The 24,119-nt window shown below is 46.6% G+C and carries 20 protein-coding genes; 5 read left to right on the top strand and 15 right to left on the bottom strand.

Features of this window, described 5'->3' with window-relative positions; genetic code table 11:
• Nucleotides 1-158: 158 nt before the first annotated feature.
• The 3 genes from ABIE48_RS31995 to ABIE48_RS31985 all read right to left on the bottom strand — a co-directional run bounded on the left by ABIE48_RS31995 (nt 159) and on the right by ABIE48_RS31985 (nt 3,038).
• A complete protein-coding gene (locus ABIE48_RS31995) occupies nt 159-1,172 on the bottom strand; it encodes a DUF3231 family protein (protein ID WP_145027592.1) in 1,014 nt (337 codons plus the stop codon).
• Between the two features lie 286 nt (nt 1,173-1,458).
• Entirely contained in the window at nt 1,459-2,682 is a 1,224-nt protein-coding gene (locus tag ABIE48_RS31990) for an RNA polymerase sigma factor (protein ID WP_192716886.1), read from the bottom strand.
• 8 nt (nt 2,683-2,690) lie between these two features.
• Complete coding sequence (locus ABIE48_RS31985; RefSeq protein WP_145027588.1) at nt 2,691-3,038, bottom strand: YciI family protein; 348 nt, start codon at nt 3,036-3,038, stop codon at nt 2,691-2,693.
• 369 nt (nt 3,039-3,407) lie between these two features.
• Between ABIE48_RS31985 and ABIE48_RS31980 the strand changes: the two genes are divergently transcribed.
• Nucleotides 3,408-3,974, top strand: coding sequence for a DUF4062 domain-containing protein (locus ABIE48_RS31980; protein ID WP_192716887.1), 567 nt, complete (start codon nt 3,408-3,410; stop codon nt 3,972-3,974).
• Nucleotides 3,975-4,071: 97 nt separating this feature from the next.
• On the opposite strand, the gene ABIE48_RS31975 is transcribed toward ABIE48_RS31980, so the two are convergent.
• The 3 genes from ABIE48_RS31975 to ABIE48_RS31965 all read right to left on the bottom strand — a co-directional run bounded on the left by ABIE48_RS31975 (nt 4,072) and on the right by ABIE48_RS31965 (nt 12,371).
• Nucleotides 4,072-4,851 carry a class B sortase gene (locus ABIE48_RS31975; RefSeq protein ID WP_192716888.1) on the bottom strand — a complete coding sequence of 260 codons (780 nt, stop codon included), beginning with the start codon at nt 4,849-4,851 and terminating at the stop codon, nt 4,072-4,074.
• A gap of 19 nt (nt 4,852-4,870) precedes the next feature.
• Nucleotides 4,871-11,164 (bottom strand): DUF7601 domain-containing protein, encoded by a 6,294-nt coding sequence (locus tag ABIE48_RS31970; protein ID WP_354520381.1) that lies wholly within the window; start codon nt 11,162-11,164, stop codon nt 4,871-4,873.
• 616 nt (nt 11,165-11,780) lie between these two features.
• Nucleotides 11,781-12,371 carry an NAD(P)H oxidoreductase gene (locus tag ABIE48_RS31965; protein ID WP_192716889.1) on the bottom strand — a complete coding sequence of 197 codons (591 nt, stop codon included), beginning with the start codon at nt 12,369-12,371 and terminating at the stop codon, nt 11,781-11,783.
• A gap of 213 nt (nt 12,372-12,584) precedes the next feature.
• Here ABIE48_RS31965 and ABIE48_RS31960 point away from each other — a divergent pair, with 213 nt between their 5' ends.
• The gene (locus ABIE48_RS31960; RefSeq protein ID WP_145027581.1) at nt 12,585-12,971 is read left to right on the top strand and encodes a winged helix-turn-helix transcriptional regulator; all 387 of its coding nucleotides are present in this window, start codon (nt 12,585-12,587) and stop codon (nt 12,969-12,971) included.
• Nucleotides 12,972-13,222: 251 nt separating this feature from the next.
• On the opposite strand, the gene ABIE48_RS31955 is transcribed toward ABIE48_RS31960, so the two are convergent.
• The gene (locus ABIE48_RS31955) at nt 13,223-14,251 is read right to left on the bottom strand and encodes a zinc-binding alcohol dehydrogenase family protein (protein ID WP_354520378.1); all 1,029 of its coding nucleotides are present in this window, start codon (nt 14,249-14,251) and stop codon (nt 13,223-13,225) included.
• A 255-nt stretch (nt 14,252-14,506) separates the two neighbouring features.
• Between ABIE48_RS31955 and ABIE48_RS31950 the strand changes: the two genes are divergently transcribed.
• A complete protein-coding gene (locus tag ABIE48_RS31950; protein WP_192716891.1) occupies nt 14,507-14,911 on the top strand; it encodes a MerR family transcriptional regulator in 405 nt (134 codons plus the stop codon).
• Nucleotides 14,912-15,242: 331 nt separating this feature from the next.
• Here the strand turns inward: ABIE48_RS31950 and ABIE48_RS31945 are convergent, their stop codons facing one another.
• The 5 genes from ABIE48_RS31945 to ABIE48_RS31925 all read right to left on the bottom strand — a co-directional run bounded on the left by ABIE48_RS31945 (nt 15,243) and on the right by ABIE48_RS31925 (nt 20,620).
• Nucleotides 15,243-17,366, bottom strand: coding sequence for a bifunctional metallophosphatase/5'-nucleotidase (locus ABIE48_RS31945; protein ID WP_192716892.1), 2,124 nt, complete (start codon nt 17,364-17,366; stop codon nt 15,243-15,245).
• Between the two features lie 447 nt (nt 17,367-17,813).
• Complete coding sequence (locus ABIE48_RS31940) at nt 17,814-18,023, bottom strand: antibiotic biosynthesis monooxygenase (protein ID WP_354520375.1); 210 nt, start codon at nt 18,021-18,023, stop codon at nt 17,814-17,816.
• A gap of 92 nt (nt 18,024-18,115) precedes the next feature.
• Nucleotides 18,116-18,811, bottom strand: coding sequence for an ABC transporter ATP-binding protein (locus tag ABIE48_RS31935; RefSeq protein ID WP_192716893.1), 696 nt, complete (start codon nt 18,809-18,811; stop codon nt 18,116-18,118).
• Nucleotides 18,811-19,932: an ABC transporter permease gene (locus ABIE48_RS31930; RefSeq protein WP_192716894.1), complete on the bottom strand. Its 1,122-nt coding sequence runs from the start codon at nt 19,930-19,932 to the stop codon at nt 18,811-18,813. Before ABIE48_RS31930 ends, ABIE48_RS31935 begins: the two co-directional genes overlap by 1 nt.
• 118 nt (nt 19,933-20,050) lie before the next feature.
• On the bottom strand, nt 20,051-20,620 hold the full coding sequence (locus ABIE48_RS31925; protein ID WP_192716895.1) for a TetR/AcrR family transcriptional regulator: 570 nt from the start codon (nt 20,618-20,620) through the stop codon (nt 20,051-20,053).
• Between the two features lie 343 nt (nt 20,621-20,963).
• Here ABIE48_RS31925 and ABIE48_RS31920 point away from each other — a divergent pair, with 343 nt between their 5' ends.
• The gene (locus tag ABIE48_RS31920; protein WP_145027566.1) at nt 20,964-21,623 is read left to right on the top strand and encodes a type 1 glutamine amidotransferase domain-containing protein; all 660 of its coding nucleotides are present in this window, start codon (nt 20,964-20,966) and stop codon (nt 21,621-21,623) included.
• Nucleotides 21,624-21,765: 142 nt separating this feature from the next.
• Here the strand turns inward: ABIE48_RS31920 and ABIE48_RS31915 are convergent, their stop codons facing one another.
• A complete protein-coding gene (locus ABIE48_RS31915; protein WP_354520372.1) occupies nt 21,766-22,698 on the bottom strand; it encodes a zinc-binding dehydrogenase in 933 nt (310 codons plus the stop codon).
• A gap of 125 nt (nt 22,699-22,823) precedes the next feature.
• On the opposite strand from ABIE48_RS31915, the gene ABIE48_RS31910 reads away from it, so the two are divergent.
• Nucleotides 22,824-23,201: a MerR family transcriptional regulator gene (locus tag ABIE48_RS31910; protein WP_192716897.1), complete on the top strand. Its 378-nt coding sequence runs from the start codon at nt 22,824-22,826 to the stop codon at nt 23,199-23,201.
• A gap of 63 nt (nt 23,202-23,264) precedes the next feature.
• Here ABIE48_RS31910 and rlmH read toward each other — a convergent pair whose 3' ends face one another.
• Together rlmH and ABIE48_RS31900 are read right to left on the bottom strand one after the other, a co-directional pair.
• On the bottom strand, nt 23,265-23,744 hold the full coding sequence (gene rlmH / locus ABIE48_RS31905; RefSeq protein WP_116233218.1) for a 23S rRNA (pseudouridine(1915)-N(3))-methyltransferase RlmH: 480 nt from the start codon (nt 23,742-23,744) through the stop codon (nt 23,265-23,267).
• Between the two features lie 119 nt (nt 23,745-23,863).
• Entirely contained in the window at nt 23,864-24,031 is a 168-nt protein-coding gene (locus tag ABIE48_RS31900) for a CxxH/CxxC protein (protein ID WP_094597789.1), read from the bottom strand.
• Nucleotides 24,032-24,119: the final 88 nt, after the last annotated feature.

The raw sequence follows: 24,119 nt of genomic DNA, 5'->3' as shown, positions 1-24,119 counted from the left end.
CCATTAGCGGTCATTTTCGCCGTACTTAGGGTACGGATCACCAGGCTGTCTGTAACCGCAAGCTTAAAGGCCATCCTGTAAAGGATGGCCCTTCCTATACCTATAGCTCACTCACTCGATTCAACTATTGTGCCCAAAACAGCTTCTAGATCAAGCTATTAATGTCCCGCTTGTAACTCATCTCGGTCTATAGCTTCTGGAGGTTGCTCCAACCAGCCATGGTCAATCATAATGTTGGCACCATCTTCTACGTATAACGATACTTCCAACTGGCATTTTGCAAATAAGGCGGCTACATCTTTTCTTGCACTAAGTGAGGCACCATTGGCGTATTCCCTGATCTTCATGGCAAACATATCGATTTTATGATAAACCATCAGTTTGTCTGAGAAAGGGGACTCCGTTGATGGTCTGACCAAATGATCAATGAGCGAAGGAGATGGCAAACCGTCTTTGGACAATTTATCCGACATCAGATCAATATGTTTTTGGTTAAGATTCTTTCCGCGTTCTAAATATTGTCTGACTTTTTCACTTTTTGCCACCTGGACAAAGCCAGTAATAATGGCTTTACTTGTGATGTCGTTGTTCATGTTACCGTATAAATGGGCAATTTCCAAGCCTTGCAGCGGTCTCCCGTTTCCAAAAAATACATTTAGAAAACTCTGTTTGGTAATAAAGTCAACTCCTTCGGGTGGAGGAATGACGGGTGGATTTATTGATGCATTTTTGGAAAGCAAAACATCATTGACCCGAACCATTAATTGGCTCGTATCATGAAGGGTCTTGACAAAAAAATCCCGGATATCTTTCCTCGTTACTAAAGGTATAGCCACGCTATAAATACTCATTCCGGCTTTGCCCAGATACTGTAAGTAATGAAGATAAAAGTCATCTTCATACAGTCGGGGTGCTTCCAGATTTACGTCGTCCTTCGTAAACCCGACCGGTATGGGAAAGGCCGCTTGTTTAAAAATGGCTTCGATATCCTGAATATAATCTTCACATAACCCCTGGGCAAATTGTAAAATTTCTTTAATTTCTTTATCGTTCACATGCTGGAGATAATAACTAAGCACGCATTTTCCCATCGTATTTCCAACATACGTTGCCCAAAGTTTTCCCATCTCCGCTGCCGTTAATTGTGATTGATCTGTTTTCACAAAACTCATTCCTTTTATGGTCTATTGGGAACCCATGCCTAGGATATCCAGCGACCAGCTTCGAAATACACTAAAAGTGCACCTTAATTAAGCACATCTCCCTCCTGCAAAGTCCTCCCACGGATACGGAAGAGGGACAAGTTGTCCAAAGGAAACAAATTCTATGTAAATCAAGCATTCTATAAAACATTTACCGTTACTTATGGTACGGGTCCAGCTCGGCAAAAAATTGAGAAGGGGCTGGATCGCCAGCCCCTTTCTTCCTCGGGTAGTTTATTTTATCCCGGTGTGTGCTTTATATCTCAGCAGCTTGGCGATTTAGAAATTGCCGAATCGATATATCTGTGCTTAGCCCAATGGCACGGCTATAAGCCAAGTGAGCATCTTCCTTCCGCTGCATCCGTTTGTATAAATGACCGGCAAGTGCCCAATAGGGCTGATAGCTTACCACTTCTGAAGATGGAATGGCTTCTAGAAGCGCAATGCCGCATTCCGATCCATAAACCTCCGCCACTGCAGCGGCTCGGCCGACTAATGAGCCTAGGGTAGGGGATATACGAATGAGGCCTTCGTATAACTGAGCAATCGCCTCCCACTCTGTTTGCCCAGTCCATAAACGCTGTGCATGCACGGATTGGATCGCGGCCATGAGTTGAAAGCGTCCGATTTTATCGGCTTGTGAGGCGATATGCAGATAACGCTCCGCCTCCAAGATCATGCTTTGCTCCCATCGAGCACAGTCCTGCTGCGAGAGGGGAATATAGTTCCCCTCTTCATCATGCCGAGCCCCGACTCGCGCTTCACAGTGCAGCATGAGCGCCAACAGGCCATTAACTTCCGGTTCGCGGGGGTTGAACTGGAGAAGCAGCTTTCCTAGATAGATCGATTCCTCTGCCAATCTCCTGAGAGGCGAATCGGCACTGGCTGCTTCGTCCCACCCGCTCCCGTAAGCAGCGTAAATAGCCTCCAGGACGGAATCGAGACGATTCGGGATTTCTTCAGCATCGGGCAATTCAAATGTGATGCGTTCGGTACGAATTTTGGCCTTTACCCGCGTCAGACGCTGGCTCATGGTGGAGGGCTTGACGATGAATGCAGATGCAATTCGGGCTGCATCGATTCCAAGCACCGTCTGCAGCATAAGCGGTGTACGCATCGCAGGGTCAATGGCCGGATGAGTACAAAGAAACATCATCCGCAGTCGTTCGTCCGGAAAACCAGTGTTTGACGATGCGAGCCGCTGTGTATCCTCTGACATGGCAATGAGTGTCGGCAGCGCACTTTCGGAAACGCGGGTACGGCGTGCACGGTCGATAAGCCGCCTACGGGCGGCGGTAACCAGCCATGCCTCAGGCTTATCCGGAATGCCGATCTTCGGCCAAGTTTCTAACGCAGCGAGAAAAGCGTCTCCGATCGCATCCTCAACCGCCTGCAGGTCCCGCCAATTTACAGCTAAATAGGAGAGTAATCGGCCGTACGCGTTACGAGCTGTTTGTTCAATAACTTGATGAGCTTCCATAGAGATGATTACTTCAGTGCGGGAAGGTTTTGTCTGACCTCCACCGTATCGACAGGCCCTCGAGCAGCCCACTCTAATGCAGTTTCCAGATCCGGAACATCAATCACGAATATTCCGCCGAGCTGCTCTTTCGTCTCGGGAAACGGTCCGTCTTGAACCGCCATTTCACCGCCGCGCCGTTTCATCGTTGCAGCTGTCTCCGGAGCTTGAAGACCTGAACCAAACACCACGATTCCAGACTGTCGTAAAGCATGCACGTAATGCGTCCAGCCTGCCAGGTATTCTTGTTGCCGGGCTGGATCCATTCTAGCCGCAAAATCCTCCTGGCTCTCGTAAAACATTAGGGTGTAACTCATACAAAAACTCCTCCCTGTAAAACCGTATTGGAATTGGGTTGCACTATAATGTCGTGTGGGCTGCTCCGATTTCTACATTACAAGAAAAATATTTATATAAAAAGCCGGCGTCATTTGGGATGCGCTCACGGGAAACCAAACGAAACCCCAAAGCCCCACAAAAAAGTGCGCAGTGAATACAAAAGCCCTTAAATGTAAGCCATATACACTGGCTAATTTTGACATATCAAGTGAGCGAATGTTAGATTCTAAATAGATTGAAATAAAGTCTGCGCTGAACATCCTGTTATAACGGCCCAATACGGCCTATTTCATTCATTTCTTTATTTCATTCTATATTTTTACGAATTCTTTAATTTAGGTGGGCCTATGAGAAAAAAATTACAAATTTACATATCAGCTACTTTCAACGATCTTATCGAGGAAAGGCATACCGCTGTTGAAGCCATACTTCAAGCCGGTCATATCCCTGCTGGAATCGAGCAATTTTTCAAGGAAAGTCCAATGAGCATTAGGAAGAGATGGATTGACGAGTCCGATGTATATATCCTGATTCTCGGAGGATTCTATGGTTTAACGCTCCCTGATGAATCCAAGAGCTATACGCATTGGGAGTATGAGTATGCCGGAGAAGCGGGCAAACCCAGATTTGCTTTTGTTGTTACAGATGAAACATTGAGACAAAAGCCATACGACTTTACAGCCATTGAATACTATGAGGAGTTTCAAGAGTTTAAGCAAACGGTCATGGAACAAGTCCCTGTCTATTATGTGGAAGATGTACGGCACATTAAAATGGTACTTCTTGATCAATTGCCGGTGTATGCGGCAAGAGACGATTTACATAGCTGGGTTTCCGGCAAAGATGTCCCGGACGTTCAAAAGCTGTTGGAGGAGAATACAAGATTAAAGGCGGAATTGGAGAAAAAGAAATGAAAGAGGGGCTGGCACCATCAGCCCCGAATGATAAAAAATCGCGTCCTCCAAAGGGAGAACGCGATATCAAACAGCTTGACTCCGTATTTCAACATCGTCATTTAATCTTTCGGGCGACCACCGCTAACCGGCCGTTTTCTGTTGAGTACTCGCACGTGGACAGTACAACAAGCTTGTCGCCATACTGGGCAGTTACGCCCGTGTCATAAAGAGTGAGTTTCTTGATGTTCTGTACATACGAATCGAACTCGGCGGGCGTAACTACATTTTCAATCTGGTAGTATTTAAAAACGTCGTCCGATTTGCGATAAACTTGCGACAGAATGACGGCTACAATTTCGTACTTTTCCTTTTCATAAAGCGTGCTGAACTGGAACGTAGCGTGCTCTTTATAAAAGTTTTCGTTCTTGTACTTCATTAAATCTTTAAACATCCAGCCGCTTTTCATGTGATGTCCATGAATCAGCAAAATACCCGAACCATTGGCCCGGCTATGCCCATCCAAAAAGGGGAGGCCGCCTTTGTTTTCTTTCTTATCGAAATCATGATTGAGGTAGTACTCCGCATCCTGTGGATTCTGCATGACCGGGTACTCAATTCGTGTGCCATCAATCTTCAGCCAGCCGACGATATCCGGATTCCTCTCGTAAAGCTCTCGAAATTCGGGAAGCACGACCGGCTTACCCGCCTTATTGGACAAAAGGGAGGGGATTGAATCCCCTCCGCCTTTGCCAGACCCATCCTCCCTAACTTTTGTCAACTCTTTGATATTCTGCTGTTCAGCGTAATCTCGAAGGAGAACCTTCGCAATACTGAAGAGAGAAAATACTAACACAAGGAGGGAAACGGCGATAAGAATCTTTTTAGTTTTGCTCATTTTCTTACCGCCTTTCCGGTCACTGAATGTGCTTTTTCTTCTTGTTACCGATTAGGCAGAACCCGATCGTCATCAAGGACATCAGCGCTAAAGCCATATAAAGGATAGGCGATACGCTGTTGTCTCCGGTTTTCGGAGCATCGTCGAGTTCGTTCTCGACGTTGCCGGTTCCGTTGTTGCCATTGTCGGTTTCATTGTTGCCGTTGTTGGTTCCGCTGTTGCCGTTATTGTTTCCTCCGTTACCGTTGTCAGTTCCGTTGTTACCGTTGTCGGTTCCGCTGTTACCGTCGTCGGTTCCGCTGTTACCGTTGTCGGTTCCGCTGTTGCCGTTACCGGTTCCGTTGTTGCCGTTACCGGTTCCCCCGTTGCCGTTACCGGTTCCGTTGTTGCCGTTGCCGGTTCCGTTGTTACCGTTGTTGGTTCCGCCGTTGCCGTTACCGGTTCCGTTGTTGCCGTTGTCGGTTCCACTGTTGCCGTTGTCGGTTCCCCCGTTGCCGTTACCGGTTCCGTTGTTGCCGTTATCGGTTCCCCCGTTGCCGTTGTCGCCCCCACTGTTACCGTTGTCAGTGCCGCCACCGGAACGGATCGGCTTCATTGGCACGTCGTATTTGATAATGTCATAATCGACAGCAATCGTATCGCTCCGATGCGTCTCATATCCGTCCTTCGTTACGATCAGATAGTAATCCGCGTCAGGAAACACCATGTATGCATAGAAGCCATTTGCGTCGCTATCTTGCTCGGGGCTCTCGTTGTTGTGCGGCGGGAAATTCGGAACCGGAGGAAGCGTTACTTTCGTATCCGGAGTGTGCCCGTTATCTCTATTCCGCTGCGTATCCGCATAATACAGAGTAACTTTGGCTCCATCAATTTTCTTGCCGTTGATAGCGTCTCCTGTCGTTTCATCATAAATTGTACCGTAAGGATCGACCAATTCCTCGGAAATATTCAGCTCTCCGTTTGCCTTCACGTCCAGCTGCGTCACCTTGAAGAGCAATTCCTGACCGTCCTCAGCTTCATAGCGAACTTCCATGGTGTACTTCTGCTCGGTTAGCCCTTCCACGGAGAAAGTGCCGTTTGAAGCCATCGGAAACGCCTTGGGACGACCGTTCTCTTGAATATAATTGCCGTCCTTGTCCTTCAAATAGATATGCATCTGGCTGGTAAAAGAATCGTTGAATAGCTCTTTTGTTCCATCCAGCTGCTTGAACAGCACGATCCCTACCGCCGTAATGTCGGCCGGAACGGTCTCGTCTCTCACACTGCCGTCCACATTTGCTTTTTGCGTGAACTCGACAGGGACATCTTTTCCGCCTACATGATACAGCTTCGTATAAGTGATCGTATAGTCCGTATCCGCTGCGGCCGGGACCGAATATTCACCATTCTCATTCGTCCGAATCGTTTGCTGTTCATCGGTCTTCTTGTTCGTCACGATGATTTCCGCGTTCGGAATGACTTCGCCTGTGTTGTTGTCACGCAGCACGCCTTCCAGATATGGGCGGGTATTTACAAAGTATGCTTTGGCCGCTGTTTTCTCCGGAATGGTTCCTGTGCGAACGAAACCTTCAGGATCCGTCACATAGCCGTCTTCCGAATAATCGTCCTGGGTCACCGTATACTGAAGGCCCGTCGGGAGTCCTTGCACAACGAGCGTCTTACCATCCGTAAGCTCGAAGGTGTCTCCACTCTTAATCATGACCTTGGTGCCATCCGGCTTCTCATAGGCGTAGGATTCGTCCGATCCCACTCCTGTGAAGGTGATCGTGTACTTGAACAATTTTTTCTTGTCGTCGTCTTTGCCTTTAACCGTGTTGCTGATGAGCAGGTCGCCCTTTATGACTCGCACGTTTGTGAACGGGGCTTCTTTATCAGTACCTTGCATGACTCCGATATAGTTTTGTTCCTCAGGAGTAGTCACGTAATCATCGGTTGTGTAGTCCTTTTGGGTAACTGTATATTTCAGATTTTTAGGCAGGTCCACAATTTCCAGTGTCTCTCCATCCTTGAGCTTAAAGGTATCGCCGGACTTGATCGTACCTGTGCCGCCGCCCGACTTCAAGTAGGAGTAGCTTCCTTCCTTGCCCGCGCCCTCAAAGCTGACGGTATACTCGAACTCCTTCGTCTTGTCGCCGCCGTTGCCCATGACCGTATTGCTGATAGTCAGCTTGTTGACGGTTCGCTCATTGATAAAGTCCGCCTTGTGGTCGCCTTTATTCACGATTGTGTCAGACCATTCTCTCGACTCCGGCTTAGTCGTGTAACCGTCAACGGTTGTATAATCGCCCTCGATAACGGTATAAACCAGATTTGCTGGCAGAGCCGGCAGCGTCATAGTTTGCCCGTGCTTAAGGGTAATCTTGCCACCGCTTTTGATCATGCCAGTCGTATTATCTGACTTTTTATAGAAGTACTCTCCGTCCTCACCCTCACCTTTAAAGGTTACGGTGTACTCGAACTCTTTGTTCGGATCGCTTCCGTTACCTTCCACCTTATTGGTGATGGTCAGCTTACCCTGGGCTGGTGTAGGTACGACCAGCGGATTATCAGAGGTTACTTTCACGCCGTCTACCCAGATGGGCTTCCCGGGTGTATTCCCTACGTATACCTGATACACATGGGTGATCGGCAGCCAGGTATTCAGATCAATGTAGGTTTCCTTCAGCTCGTAATAACCTGGATCCGGGAACAGCATATTGAGTTTTCCTCCGCTGTCTGTTGTTCCTTTGGCAATTTGAGTTCCGTCGTCTTTCTTATAGAGCGTAAACTCTACGCCTTTTAGCGGATTGTTGTTAGGATCTACCTTTTTTAGGGGCAGCAGGGCATTGGAGCTTGAACTGCCGGCTACGTCCGAACTGTCCAGCGTGCTTTCACTTTTGGCACTGACAGATTTCAGCTTATCATCGCCCATCAGCTTTACCTCGTTGCCCATTTTGTCTCCAGCCTTCGCTTTAGAAGGGTCAACCTCGGTTTGGTACACAAACTGGTAAAGCTTATTAGGGTTGTTCATTTTGAATATTAAAACCGTGGTGCCGCCCTCGCCTGGTGCAGCTTCTACCTGAACTTCACAGTTCGGGTCGCTGAGATCCAGAGATGCGCCCTCTCTTTCCAGAGCACCGCTGGCAGTCAATTTTGCAGGATAAACTGCCATACTAGGCGCTGTAAGCACAAGCTTTCCGTTTTCTTCATAGCGCAGATTCATACCTGCACCTAGGGTATCCTGCAAATAAGCGCCCTGCTCCATGTTGAATGGCGGAGTATAGTTCACCGTCCATTCCAACACCCCTGGAACGGGCTTAGTTACTGTCTTGCCCAGGGTCTGAATAGGTACAATAACTTTGCGCTGTTCGGTGAGGACCTTCTCCACCCCGCCCCATGTCATATGAAGGTCGGCTTTGTTATACAGCACCTGCTTGTCTGTGCCGTTGGTGGCATATTCCTCCAAATACTTCTCAAGAGCCGCATTGGAAGGTCTTGCCTTTACTAAAATGACATACGGACTTTCCAATTTAGAGAAGGTGAACGTTCCCTCGTTTCCATTGTGAGAAAAACTTACTACATGAGCACTAGTACCTGGTTCAATAAGTGTTTTGGCATCGTTTTTAACACCATACTCTGTACCCGAACCATTGTCCGAATATCCTTTCCAAAGCTCAAAATCCTTACCTTCAGAAAACGGCACGAATTCCCAGCCTTCGGGCAGTGTGTCCACTAGCTTGATGTTGCTAATTACTCGATTACCGCCGTCCTTAGACATTTCTTCTGTATTGTATCCCGGCATATTGACACCTAGACGGAAAGTGACCGTCTTGGTTGTGCGGTCATAGGCCGAAATGGTCCATGCTTCATTGCTATCGTTTCTAATATAGCTGCTAACATTATTTGGGTTAACATTTTCTGGTGTACCATCTGCCTTTAATGGCTTCGACGCAAAGAGCATATCCTTGTTCAACATGCGCAGATGAAGATTAACAGAGTTTTGCGCAGCTTTTACGCTTTCTCCATCAAACAGTAAGGACCGATTCCATATTGTTTTTCCGGTCTCAATATTCTGCCTGAAGAGGACGTCTGGGTTGGTCTCAAGTGCACGGAAGCTGAAGGATGCAGCTTTGTCGGTGTACCCGGTCGCCTTGATCAAATCCGCCACCACATTACCGTCTACCTTTAAAGGAATAGCCTTCAAGGTTAAGCCGTCTGCGCTTTTGAGGGTACCTCCCTGATATTGCTTCCAGAGCTGAGCAGTATTAACATTTGCCTTGATTTTCGCAATCGTTTCCGCGCTAACCTCGCCGGTTTCATCCACAGCCTTGTCCAAAACGTTCAAATCTCCGCCATGCACGAGTACATCGTACACTACCGCATCCGGCAAAGCGTATTGTGGTGTTAGATTGACAGTCCATGTGATGCCGCCGAGATTGAAATCCTCCATCAAAATAGATCCACTTTTTGTAAAATTATGCGCACCGATCGTAACGATTGCCTCGTCAGTTACTGCGACAGGTCTTAGACCAGTTATCACATCATTGTTCTGAATACCGCCTGTTGTTTCCAAATTCCAGTTAGCACGTGGGTCGATTCTGAAATTTGAACCGTTGTTCACCTTAGTCTTAATCACAAGTTCCACTTTACCGTTAATATCCCCAAAGGAATAAACGCCGTTCGCATCTGGTGTAATTGATTGTACCTCAGATGCAGTGCTATCCACCCATGTCTGCCATTCAGCTGATAAAAAGTCCAGTCCGGCAGGTAATACATTTGTGATGGTAAAGTTCTTTAAACCTTTTTTGTTGTACTGGTTAACAGTGACTTTCCATGTGATTGTTTCATTAGAATGGTCATACGAGGCGCTGGCTTGAACCCAATCTGGAGCAAAAGAAATCTCTTGACCTGCACTCACTAAAACAGTGTCATCGACCTCTTTTAATCTCACTAAGCCGTTCATGTCCCGATAGCTGCGCCCAAGATTCCCCGGTGGATTCTTGTATTCGTAATAGTAAGCTTCCTTTGGGATCCAAGTCTTAAACTCAACCTTTGGATCTATACCGGTACCCTTCGGGAAAATGTAGCTCAGTTTACCGTCAGCGTCGATATCCGGCTCTACCGCTATGTCGTTGACTTTGAAGGAGCCAGTCACATAGATGCCACGGGCATTACCGTTGCCAGTATTATAAGATGCAGGGTCCGTAAAAAATTTCTTCCCGTCCAGCGGTAATTTGATTGTTTTATCAAACTGATCGAATGCAGATACGGTTGACTGCCAGGTAACCGCACCCTCATCAAATTGTGCGGGTTGAATTCCGCGATATCCATACTGATCCCACCTGATCATTCCGGGCGAGCTTAAAGTAATGCTGTATGCTGCTGTAACATCTGGATTCTTTAACTCATACGCTCCCCCGAAAATCGAGATAGGCTTTGTATCGCCGTATTCAATTCCATTCAAATCCGAATTGGCGGTTGTTTCAAATCCGAAGGTAACCGCCTTTCCAATACCATTAAAAAAGCTGTCGTCACCATTAAATACAATCTTGATGCTATCCGGAGTGAAGGAGGCAATACCAAGCAGTTTCACACCCAATTCAGTTGTTGCCATCAAGGTTTTGGTAGCTGTCGGCAGCACCACTTCCTTGAAGTGATCTTCTCTTTTTAGTTCAATCCAGTCACCCTTTTGTATGTATTTTTCAGGATCTGCATTAGTTGGATTTGGGTCATCACCATTCACTGGCAATTTTAGACCTTCAGATTTCAGCGTAAACTGCTGTCGGCCCTGGATCGTACCGCCTGGGGCAATGTCAGTTCCTTGCGTCACCTTCAGCGGAAAGGTTGAATTAGCCTCCATGAACACCGCCGTTTTGTCCGTCGGGACTGCCGCCATCACTACGGAATTGATCGGCGCCTCAGTTACTGACGGCGGTTCGTTCGCGCTCGGCGGTTGGTCCGTGTTCGACGGTTCGTCCACGCTCGGTGGTTGATCCGTGCCCGACGGCTCGTCCACGCTCGGTGGTTGATCCGTGCCCGACGGCTCGTCCACGCTCGGCGGTTGGTCCGTGCCCGACGGTTCCTCCACGCTCGGCGGTTGGTCCGTGCCCGACGGTTCCTCCACACTCGGCGGTTGATCCGTGCCCGACGGTTCCTCCGCGCTCGAATGCTCGTCCGCGCTCGGCGAATCGGCTTCGTTAACTGCCACCGCCCCGGAATTGTCTGGCGCACTCTCCGCAAATGCGGCAGCAGAGAACGCCACCGTCTGCAGGACAAGCATAATCGCCAAGCAGAAAGAGAGTATTGCTTTACCTATGCTGCGTTTTCGTTTCAAGACACTTTTGTCCTCCATTCCCAAAACTACTGTAAATTTTAGCGACTGTGGGATCATCGGTTCAATAACGCTTAACCCAATAGACATCTTCTATTTGCTCGATCCCAGCAGCCCTTTGCACCATCTAAGTCTTGCAGGGTTCCCTCCTTTCCCCTCCTCAACAGTTGCTGATTGGCTTGTTGATACATGTAGTTGTGCTCTCATCCTGTTATCTGAGTTTCGTTGGGATCTATCATCGCGAAATCTTCTCAGGTGTAGTGCATCAACATATGACCAGCCCATTTTAATTCTTCTGTCTAATTTTGGAGAATAAAGTCGACTTGCGATGATTATACTAATTCTTACTGAATAATTACTGAATATTACCAGACTACGGATAAGGTCACTCTTTCAATGAAGCCCGACGCCTAGCAACCACCTTTACGAGCTGCGGAAAATGCTTCATATAGATTTGAGAAGGAGCGGGCAACTTTAATAGAACGTTAATGGCTCTCTCTATCCGAAGTCTCTCTCCAAAAAGCATAAAAAAGACCCGTAGGAATTCATGATTCCGAACGAGTCTTTTGATTTTCACTGACTAGCAATACACTACGGGCCTGGGCATGAATGCCAACCTCTATACAGCGGATCCTCGCTCCTTGGCATAATTCAACCCTAAGTGATAAGCTTGATTAAGCAGCATCTCATAATGCTTGGAATGGGAGTCCAAGGTCTCATATATAAATTCAACTTCAGAACTGGATAAACCGCAATAATCTGCAATTCCTACATTGAGCAGATGAGTAATCATTTCATCGTAATTTCGCTTTTCCATCTGTTCTTTAGAAACACCCGCCAGACCAATCCACAAGACATGTTGATGATGAAGCTGGTTCGAACCGTACGCAAACCCATTGTTCCATACGCGATCAATATAGCCTTTTAGCATGGCTGGCAAATGCCACCACCAAATTGGAAAAATAAACGCCAGGGCGTCGTGCTCCTTCATTCGCCTTATCTCCCTTTCCACCTCAGGGGAAAAGGACTGTTCGGCTGCAGACCAATCCGGTTCATCTGCTCCTTTTAAGACCGGGTCAAAGCCAATCCCGTGTAAATCCAATATCTCATAGGCGTGGCCAGCCTCGGCAAGACCTTGTACGAAACGATCGGCGACCTGAAAGGTGAGGGAATCCTTTCTCGGGTGCGAAACAACGCATAATACGTTCATGCTTGTATCATCACTTCCTTTCTCAAACAGCTAACTTGTAGCCATGATCAACGGCTGATGCTATTATAAACAGTGCTAAAATAACCTGGAAGTACGCACTTTCACGTTCTATAGGATCATACAGGTACCCTAGGAACATGGAAGTGCCCTAGATAGATGCCCTGGAAGTTATGTTCTTAGCGAAAACACATCCTTTTTGCGGAGGAATACAAGATGACTGAACAAAGGGAAAATCGCGTTCGAAAGAAATATAAAGTTGGGGTGGAGGCTGCATTAGAAGTAATGGGAGGGAAATGGAAGCCTTTAATCATCTATCATTTGATGACAGGACCGAAACGGACCTCTGAACTTCGCCGGTTAATCCCCGGCATTACGCAAAAAATGCTGACCACTCAACTAAGAGGATTGGAAAAGGATGAAATTGTCGCACGCAAGATTTATGAAGAGATCCCGCCTAAAGTGGAGTATAAGTTAACTCCCTACGGCTGGGGATTAAAGCCCGCCCTAGATCTTTTATGCTATTGGGGAGAGGATCACCTGGAAAAGGTTTATGGCGACAAATCCAAGGTCTTGGAAGAGTTTGAAAACTGTACAAAGTAAATTTCTATACTTAAAAGAATGGGTATGGGGATTGAAATGGGCTAATGGCTAATCTAACCCCCGGGCAATTGCATGCCAAGTCGCAAGCCCTAGCCTTATGAAACTTAGGCTAGGGCTATTTTTACATCATTAATTTTGCCCTTCTCTTTTATCTTTCCATAGACCCAAAAAAACGGTGGTCATGGCAACCGTCACTTATGGTACAGTTCACCGTATCATCAATAGGGCGAAATCGAATGGTACTGATTTATTCACAAAGTGATGACCACTTTTTTAGCAGATACCCCTTTTCTTTGGAGATCCAGCCCTTCCTGTATATACTCAAGCCCCCTTCCGACGACATAGGGATCTGGGGCAGCAATGTATTGGCCCTCTGCGAGCGCCCTAGGCAGGAATTGTTCATAAATAACTCTACTTACCTCATTATTTGCTATAGTACCACCATCGATGAAGTTCGTTTGGACGTGTCTTCTCCTGGATTTACGCCTGAGTGAGGCGTTGGCCCTCAATAACTGAAGCACGAGCGGGAATATTTTAAAACTGAACCCCGGACGGTCTGGCATGGCTTCAAATCCAATGGGGGCGCTAGCCATCGAAACGAACTTGTTGCCTTCGCAATTGTGGACGATATCCAGACAGGCATCGGTGGAGCCTGCGCCGATTGCAAGTGCACCAGCAATGGTTTGGCCCTTTAAGGCCTTAATTATATCTTGAACAACGGCTGGACTATTGTAATCAAAGACCTGGCTTGCACCAAGTTTTCGTACGTAGTCGAAGTTTCTCGGCGATGCCGTAGTGATAACGTCGTAGCCAGCTGAAACGGCGAGTTGAATGCCATTGCTGCCCACACTCGTAGATCCGCCCCAAATCAGCACACTTTTACCGGTCGGTTTTGGAGGAACAGAAGGGTATTCCAGTGCGAGATGATCCTTCTGGAACAGGCCGCATGCTGCGGTAGCCAGCGTCAGGGGTAAAACAACGGCACGTTCATAACTCATATTGTCGGGAATGGGCGCTGCCAGGTTAGCACGAACAACCGTATACTGCTGAAAAGCTCCCTCTGCTGCACGGTTGCAATTTCGGTCCATTCCTAAGGCCTGCGCGAGAACGCGGTCCCCCACCTTAAAGCGCTGCACCCTTTTGCCAACTTCAACAATCTCTCCTGCCACATCTCCCCCGAGGATGAAAGGATATTTGACCCATGAGAATATAAAGTTTCCGACACGTTGTCTATACCAATCTACGGGATTGATGGCGACTGCGTGGTTTTTAACGACCATTTCATTCTCGCCTGGAGGAGTGTATGGCGCGGGCTTGCCTCGAGTTTCCCATACGCCTTCGTCAGCCAAGCGGCATTGTTAGAGAACATTGATTTCATCCTTTCTGTTTGATCATCACAAACTGGACTTCTTGAAATATCTACTCATGAATACCTTGATTGCTCTGGCTTATGTCGGCGTTTAGATGACTTGAATAATTGGAGTTTAAACTATAGAGTTAACTATAAGGCAAATCTTTTTTTGGGGAGCAATTTCATGAAGATTAATGAATTGGCAGAAAAAACTGGTTTAACGGTTTACACCATTCGTTTTTATGAAAAGGAAGGTTTGTTGGACAGTCGGCATGTCCGGAGAGAAAAAAATAACTATCGTAATTATTCAGAAGAGGCGATCGAACGTCTAAAATTCATAAAGAAACTCCAGCGCGTGGATTGTTCGCTATCTGAACTGAAGGAAATCTTACAGGATCATGATGCAGATAAGTATTCCGAACAGCAAAGGATTGAATGGATTCGCCAGAAGATTCGTGAGGTCGAACGTAAGAAGGATGAATATGATCAGATACTTGGCACGCTTACCTGGATGTTGGAATACAGGATGGCATTGATGAATGACGCACAAAAGGCCCATGCTTTGTTAACGATTCGGCGATCTGATTAAGTCGTTCATGGTTTGAGCAGGGATTCATCCAGTTCAACCGAAATCGTGTTCGTATAATCGCAGCCGCATCAGGCAGTTGAACCCCTGCAGGTTCTTGTCTGAATTTCGCCCTACTTGTGATACCGTTCAGCTTAACATCGCTATCAGCTGCAACCATAGATTGGTCATGTAAGCATGAAAAAACACATCCTAAATGGGGATGTAGCATTCTTCTAGATAAACCTTTTCCCATGAATTGAGGGACTAATTGAGGCCTATCAATAGAAGAAAGCTTATTCACCAAAAAGGATGTGTTTTCCTGTCGTAATCTAAGGTTTGAGTAAGTTCTAAATTATGAAGCTTTTGCTGCAACTGCTTTTTGAATTAAAGCTTTTGCATCATCGACAGACAAGGCTTGTTTAGGTTGAAGCAGATTTTTCTCTGCTGCACTCAGCATACCCTTATCAATCAGTTTTGCCATAGATTTAACCGCATAGGCAGAAACGGTTTGGCCATCTTCAAAACCTGCAATAATCGTAGCAGCGTTTTTATCAGAAACCGGGTTGTTCAACAATTTAGCAAGAATGGTAGCCGCTTCTTCACGAGTGATATCACGATCAGGATTGAAGTTACCACCGTAGCCTTGAATGAATCCGGCATGAGCAGCTTCAGCGATGGCATCTGCGTATGCAGCGTCAGCAGCAACATCCTTGAATGCAGGTGCTGTAGCTACTTCGTTCAGTTTCAACATGTCTACCAGAGCACTTACAAATTCAGCACGAGAAATGGCTTTTGTGGTTACAGGTGTTTCCGGTTGTTCTGTAGATGCACCTAGGTTGGTAATACGTCCTTCTGTTTTAGCTTGAATAGCGCCACCTTTAAATTTATCTACAATGTACTGATAGAATACATCCAAATCGATCGGACCTGCTAAGGATGATTTAGCATCCACCAGCACTTTATAGTTATCTCCACCCGCTGCCATAAAGTTGTTAACTACAGCCGTATATGTTTTTCCAGGATCAATCGGTGTACCATCTTCAAGAGTAAGACTAGTTACACGTTCTGCAACGGGCTTATTGAAATCTGCCGTATACTTCAAGCCAGAAATTTGCAGCGTTTTGGTGTTTGGTGTACCGTCCGCGTTTGTACCCCATTGCTGCTGCAGCAAGGTTTGAATTTGTGCTCCAGTCAGCTCTAGTTTTACCAAAGTATTGCCAAAAGGTTGGATTTTAGCAAGATCAGCAAAGGTCACATCGCCTTTTGGCAGATCCGCACGAATCCCACCTGGATTCATAAATGCAAAGTCAGCAGCGCTTGCCTTATCACCAAAGTCGGCTTGCCGCATTGCATCTGCAATGAGGTTCCCTAGAGGGGCTTCGTTATTATAAGCATCTGTACGAGTGACAGAACCATCTGTCGTACCTACTGGCTTCGTTAGCTCAGGATGCTTGTCTAGTGATTTTTTAATAATAGCTAAAGATTCAGGGTCTTCTTTTACACCGTCTTGAAAAGTCGTTGTAACTGTGGCTGATTTTTCGGCTACGTCTCCAGTCGTAGGGTCAATCATCAGCTTAATATCTTCAAATGCCGTACCATAAGAATAAGCCTGAACAATCAATTTTCCATTCACTTCACCGTTAGCTAAGGCATGATTGTCACCTGCAACGATAACGTCAACAGGGGAATCGGCAGGCAAAGCTTTGGCCAAATCAGCCGCTTCTCCAGTGGTTACGCCTTCTTTGGTTGTTGCTGGATCATGTGCCAGGACGATGATCGTTTCTACACCTTGATCTTGTAATTCTTTTGCATATTTATTAACGGCTGCAACTTCTTCTTCTGCGCTTAAGAAACGCACGCCTGCTGTACCCGCTGGGGATACTTTAGAAGGTGTCGCTTTCGTCACTAATCCGATAAATCCGATTTTGACTCCGCCCACTTCTTTAACCACATATGGCTTAATCAATGGTTTGCCAGTGGAAGTTTCAATGACGTTTGCATTTACATAATCAAATTTTGCGCCAGCATGGGTTACCTTGCCTTCTTTTGGATCCAGACCACCAAAGATTTGTGCTTTTAATGCAGCGATACCTTGGTCGAATTCATGATTGCCCAGAGAACCTACATCAAAGCCCATCATATTCATCCATTCCATCGTAGGCTCATCACGATCCAGAGATGAGACGGGGGCGGATGCTCCAACAGAGTCTCCATTATGGAAGAGCAGGGAGTTTTCATATTTGGCTTGTGCTTCTTTTAAATATGTTGCTAGAATTGGAGCTGTTCCGACCTTTTTGTCACTAACTATCGATGTGGTGTCCAACTGACCGTGCAGGTCATTGATTCCAATCAAGTGTACTTCGACATCGTTGCCTGCAGCAGAGACAGAACCTACTGCGCCAAACAATTGGGAAAGTAATAGAGCAGTAGTAGCCACACGAATGGTGCTTTTACCTAGAACTTTTTTCCATGACATGAGTTATAAAACCCCTCTCCAATTTCTGATCCGGAGATATTTTAACATAAATCAAATCATAGAAGTCGTAAAGTATATCAAATCTATGTAAAAAATTTGGGGATTGGTAGAGAAGGAACATGCCTATATCTGGACTTTCACCAAATCGAGCACTTCATCCCAGAGTTGAAACGGTCCGGACGGACATTCAAGACTGGAAGCATTTCGTTACATTGAGGATTTGGATTTACTACTTGAAGCATCTGCATTGAGGGGAACTGTCCCTTCGAAAAATCTTACATGAAATCTAAGGCAGGGTTCTATAGGGCGGAATTTTCCCTCGTTGCTGCTCCATAATCAAAAGTACCCACAGCCCTACACCAACACCCTTTTCAAAGTGTCTAGTCTATGGGTACCGGTTTACACAGTACCTGGATTTATTATATAACCTGTCTGCTGTATGGGAACCTATCGGTTTTTTACTGATGCCACTTCATAAGTGATAATCTCACTTCCGAGAATTGGAGATTCTTTATGGGCTGCCTCGGCACCTGGCTCCGGACGTTTGTGCGCCGCTTTAAAGGCATCGCTATTTCTCCACGCAGTAAAAGAGTCCATGGTCTCCCAATACATGTTTACATTTAACTCATCGTATTCCGTTAAGTTATGTGTCAGCAAGACCTTCTGTTCGTGACGACGATCATCTTCACCATCTCCCTAAATTTTCAAATTTTAATAAGCTCACAAATTGAGAGGATCTTAATAGCACCTCAATGGATGGACTCCAGTTCCGCTAGAGATAATTTGCCATCTTCCATCCGGTATACCTTGTTGCAGTAGGTAAGCAGCCGCTCATCGTGTGTGACCATAATCGCCGCTTTATGGCGTGTTCTCACCTCATGGGCAATCAAGGAGACAACTTCATGGGCGCGCTTGGTATCCAGGCTTGCTGTAGGTTCATCCGCCAATATGACATTGGGATCGTTAATTAACGCGCGGGCAATGGCGGTACGCTGCTTCTCGCCCCCCGACAGCTCCTCAGGGTAGCTCTTCAGCTTAGTGCCTAGACCAAGCTCTTCAAGTAATTTTATAGCCATAGCTTTGTCTGCTGCACGGACCTTTCCTGACATCCGTTTCACGACAAGCAACTGATCAAGAACGTTCAGGTATGGAACCAAATTAGAGGCTTGCATGATGAAACCAATCTCATGCAATCGGACATCGGATAGTTGCTTGCCTGACAGCTTCGATATGTCCTTCCCATGTAGTATGACCTTTCCCTCGGAAGCTTTGAGCAGTGCACCCGCGACAGATAGAAAGGTGCTTTTTCCAGAACCCGACGGACCTACCACTGCGACGAACTCACCTGGCTCCACTTTTATGGACACTCGGTCTAATGCCGCAATACGATTCAATCCTTCGCTATAATATTTGGAAGCTGCTGTTATTTGCAAGCCTTCAGTCATTACTCAACCCTCCCAAGTGCCTTAAGCGGATCAATTTTCGAAATCGTGCGAACGGATACCAACGAACTAAGCAATGAGATCACCAGCAATACAATGGAATACGTGAACACCAGCTTCATATCCAGCATGAACGGCATGCTTTTGGGCATGATTGCCGCTGTACCATATGTCAATAAGATGCCAACGATAATGCTTGAGAGCGACAAGACGAACACCTGTGAGACGACGGCTTTACCTAAGAATCCATTCTTGGCTCCGATCGCTTTCATAATCCCGAACTGGTTGGACTTCTGCATCGTGAATACATAGAAGAATACGCCAATGATGAAAGCAGAGATCGCAAGCAGGAACGCAAGCATCATCATGATTGTGCCATTCTCTTCTTTGTATCCAGGCATTCCCTGTACCGCTGCCGCACGAGTAACCGTATCGGTACCCGAAAGCTGTTCATTGATAGTGTTCCGATCAATATCTTTACCTTGAAGCATCATCGCATTGACGGGGTCCTTGACTCCTTTGTCCGAGCCTGGTGCTGCAAACGCAAGCTTACGCCACTCTTCAATAGGTGTAAATACAGCTGCTACGTGGTTATACGTCTGATTCTTGACGAAGCCGACAATCGTCAACGATTCCGTCGAACCATCCAATTGGAAGGTGTCCCCTAGCTTAAATCCTTCGTCTTTCATCGTCTCATTAACGATGACCTTCGTCATCTGATCGGATGTCAGCCCCGTTCCTTCAATAATCGCCGGCTCAAGAAAGCTCCCCGGGTCAATTCCAATAATCGCTATATCAACTTTATCCTCATTCAACTTGCTACTCCCTTTGATTGCCGATGCCATGATGGTTCCCATAGGTGAAACGGCACTTATATTTGGCATCTCTGCTAATTTAGCTGACAAATCATTAGACAATAAAGACTTGCTCATTGAAGCCTTCGACCCTTGTTCGAAAACCACATAATCAGCCCTCATCGTCTTAAACGCCGAAGCCGCAAGCGTAGATAACCCATTCCCCAGACCTGACAATATAAACACCAGCCAAGAAATAAGCACAAAAATGATAGCGATCATCAAAAACCTTGTCTTGCTGTGTCTCAATTCCTTCAATGCCAAAAACATATGCTAATCCTCCCCTCAGCACAAATAAATGACACGAGTGTCAAATTAATCACATTTCGTCCGGTACGTATTCATTATAGGTTTTATATGACACGCGTGTCAAATATATTTGTGCTCCTTATCGTCTTCCTACCCCTCCCAGCCACATTTGGTACAATAGCTTACTCCACTGAGGTGTAGGAATATTCATCATATTGGGAGTTTCAATCAGGTTAAAAAATACACCTATAATCGCAGGAAGCGGGATACTTGTATTCAAGTGTCCCTCTTCCTGCGCACGAGCAAACAATCGCTCCAGTTGACTTTTTAAAATCTCATGCGCTTGCTCAACAAATTCAAGATCATTGGCCGCAGCCGCGGAATTGGCTTTATTTATTTTATGAGCATATCCAAGCAATTGATGGAAACTAGCTTCCTCCAGATATACATCTAGCAGATGTTGAAGGGCCTTCATGCAATCCGTTTCATCAATAGCCGACGCCTTCTGTAATACATTTTCCATTGATCGTTTCATACATGCAGCAACGATCTCTTCTTTGTTAGCATAATATTGGTAAATCGTGCTTCTTGCTCCAACCAGGCTCTTGGATAACAACTTAAGTTGAAACCCCTCATAACCGTATTCGAGAAGCACTCTCTTGGTTTGGTCAAGCAACTCCGATTTTGTAAAAGCCTGCTTTCTTCCCATGTTCATCACCGTCCCTAATGGCTAGCCGTAGTCTACATTGTAACAAAAACTTCGCCCTATTTGCGATACGGTTCAGCTTAACGAATCTATCGGCGAAAAATGCTCTTTTTTTAACGCCCCCAACAATCCGTTTTATGAATTCGGAAGGTCCTTATCTTCTGTGACGCGATAAACACAGTGCCGGCCGCCCGCCAATATATATCAACGTTCCGGGTGATCATTTTTGAACTATTTATAAATAAATTTATTTATCAATCAGTTATTATTTCGTAATTTGTTTTATATATACATTGTCCTTAAACTGATCTTATAACGAATTTACTTGATATAGGAGCTGATAGTAATGGCTAAGAAAGTGCTGATCGTTGTCACTAATCACGCTGAGATTTATGAAGGCAGATCGACAGGGATATGGTTGACGGAATTCGCGGAGGCTTATCTGGAGTTTGTTGAGAAAGGATACAATGTGACGGTAGCAAGCCCTCTCGGGGGCAAAGGACCTATCGACCCTGGAAGCATAGATTCGACCACTCCACAGCGACTATTGGATACTCAGAAACATTTGGAGAACACCTTGAAATTGGATGAAGTCGGTTCGAATGAGTTTGATGCGATTTTCTTACCGGGCGGCCATGGAACGATGTATGATCTTCCGGACAATCGCAAGCTTCAGGAACTGCTACGGGATTTCTATGAGGCAGGCAAGATTGTTGCCGCGGTATGCCATGGACCTGCCGGACTCGTAGGCGCCAAATTATCAAACGGGAGTCCTCTAGTTGCAGGCAAACGGATCAGCGCTTTTACGGACAGGGAAGAAGCAGCGACAACGCTGGATCAGCATCTCCCGTTCTTATTGGAAAGCAAGCTTCGTGATCTGGGCGCCATCTATGTGGCAGCTCCGAATTGGACGACCCATTATGAGGTTGACGGTAACTTGATTACCGGCCAGAATCCTCAGTCTACGTTGGTTGTAACCCAAGCCGTTATTGCACAATTAGGATGAATCCCTGAAAGGCCGGTAGCGAGAAGCTGCTGGCCTTTTTGCATTTTGGAGCTTTAGATTAACGACTCCATAACGTTCTACACCTTGCTTAACTCTAGAATAAGCTATGCTAGAGTGCCTCGTTAGCATTCCTGTAATGCGATCAGGAAACAGACAGCACTGCCTTACCAGCAATACTTCGATTCAAGAGGCTCTGGGTAACCTCTGCAATTTCTGTCCATGATGCTTCCAGATCGATTTGCGGATGCAATGATCCCTCGGCAACCATATGAGCTAATCGCCCAAGATCTTTTGACACACCTCCTGGTGGCATTCCATCAAGAACGAGTACTCCATCCGGTACCGATTCAAGTCTAGCCTGGAGTGTCATTTCCGGTTCTGTTGCAGATCCAACATTAATACAGCTGCCACCGTTTTCAAGAAAGGTCGAAACGACGTTCAGTGATTTGCCACCCAACGTATCGACGATAACGTCATAAGGGCCGAATGATTGGGCTGCCACAACGTCTTCTCCAACAACTACCTTGTGTATCCCTATCCCTTGAAGACAATGTGCACGCTCTTCGCGTCGTACAAGAGCGGTAACTATAGCGCCTGCTTGCTTTGCCAGCTGGCAGGCAAAATGGCCCACACCGCCGGATGCTCCAGTAACTAACACCTTTCGATTAAGCAGAAAGCCTCCTTTCTCCAATGCAAATAAAGCAGTAAGTCCAGCCACAGGCAAAGTTGCAGCCTGAGCAAAAGAAACATTTTCGGGAATTTCCGATAAAAAATTCGTTGGAACGGCGACAAGTTCCGCCCATGAACCTGAATGAACCATTCCAAAGACTCTAGCCCCGACTGGAGGCCCCGATCCATCGGCAGCCGGCTGTTCTACTACACCGGATAGATCCCACCCTGGGCGCCACCCTGCATTTGCTCTTGTTGTAGTGCGCACCTCGCCAAGATTGAGAGAAATCGCATAAACGCGAACCAATGCTTCCGACGAGGCAGGACGGGGAGCCTCTACTCTGTCGACCTTTAGACGTCCTTCTACAGCGGGATCAACAACAATTGCGTGAATCGTAATCATCATGCATCTCCTTCTTTCCGAATTTTTCGTCTTGATCTTTTATTATGCTTTGACACATTGCTGCTCGACGATTAAAGTCTAAACTATAAAGTATACTTGAAGGTCAAGACCAATTTGAGGAGATTCTTATGAAAATCAATGTATTGGCACAGAGGACCGGATTAACCCCTTCTGCCATTCGCTTTTATGAAAAAGAAGGACTTCTGGATGCCCGCCATGTTCAACGGGGAGAAAACAATTATCGCGACTATTGCGAAGAGGCAGTCGATCATCTTCTGATGATCAAAAAGGTTCAAGCCGTAGGATTTACGTTAGCGGAACTTAAAGAAGTGATCCAAGCGTATGAGGTAAACGATCTTCCCCTTTCAAAGAAAATTGAGCTTCTTAGTCAAAAGATGCAGGAGATCGAAAGAAAAAAAGATGCATTGGGGCAAGTTCAAGCACATCTGGCACGGATGCTGGCAAACAAGATGGCGTTGATGGATTCTACAGAAAAAGGGAGTTAACAAAATAAATATTGAAAAGCTATGTTCGCAACAGCCCTCATGAGCCCGCCAAAAATTTCGCCGTCACTTGTGATACGGTTCCCCCCGATTAATCTTCACCGCGCGATAAATCTGCTCCACCAGCACCAGCCGCATCAGCTGGTGCGGCAGGGTCATGCGCCCGAAGCTCAAGCGCTGCTGAGCGCGGCGCAGCACCTGATCGGAGAGCCCGTGGCTCCCTCCGATCACGAACACGACATGGCTCGTCCCGTAGGTGCCGAGCCTGTCGATCTCGGCGGCCAGCTCCTCCGAGCTCCAGAGCTGGCCGCCAATGGCGAGCGCGATTACATGCGCGCTCTCTTTGATGTGCGCGAGGATGCGTTCGCCTTCGCGCTCCTTCACGATCGACACCTCGGCTTCGCTCAAGGTGTCGGGGGCCTTCTCGTCCGCGACCTCTACCATCTGAAATTTAATATAAGGCGTCAACCGCTTGGCGTACTCCTGGATGCCCTGCACCAGATACTTCTCTTTTAGCTTGCCGACGCCGATAATTTGAATCAGCATGAATACCCCTCCACTTATCTTTTTACCCTAACTATTCCCTGAAAGTAAAAAAGAGCGTGTCTCCACGCTCTCCCCCTCGCTATTCATCTCTTCATAGCATTTCCTGCGAAGCCCTGCGGCTACACGACCAGGAACTTGGCTGGCTGATCGCAGTGCGCGCACTGTACAGGCGGGTCCCAATCGGAGAACTCCGTCTCCTTCAGGTCCACGATATCCGGCGCATCCTCGTACTCGTCGACGAACATATCGATCGCGAGCTCCACATGGTCTTTACAAACGACAAACATAAAATGGCATCCCCTTACAATTGCACACAATGTACGTATTTCTGGCTGGTCAATTCCGAAAACCTATGACTCTCATTATATCCGGTTT

This window comes from Paenibacillus sp. OAE614 (genome assembly GCF_040546645.1).
Classification (GTDB): domain Bacteria; phylum Bacillota; class Bacilli; order Paenibacillales; family Paenibacillaceae; genus Paenibacillus_AQ; species Paenibacillus_AQ favisporus.
Note: the sequence above shows the minus strand (reverse complement) of the source record. Positions and strands in the feature narration are given on the sequence as shown.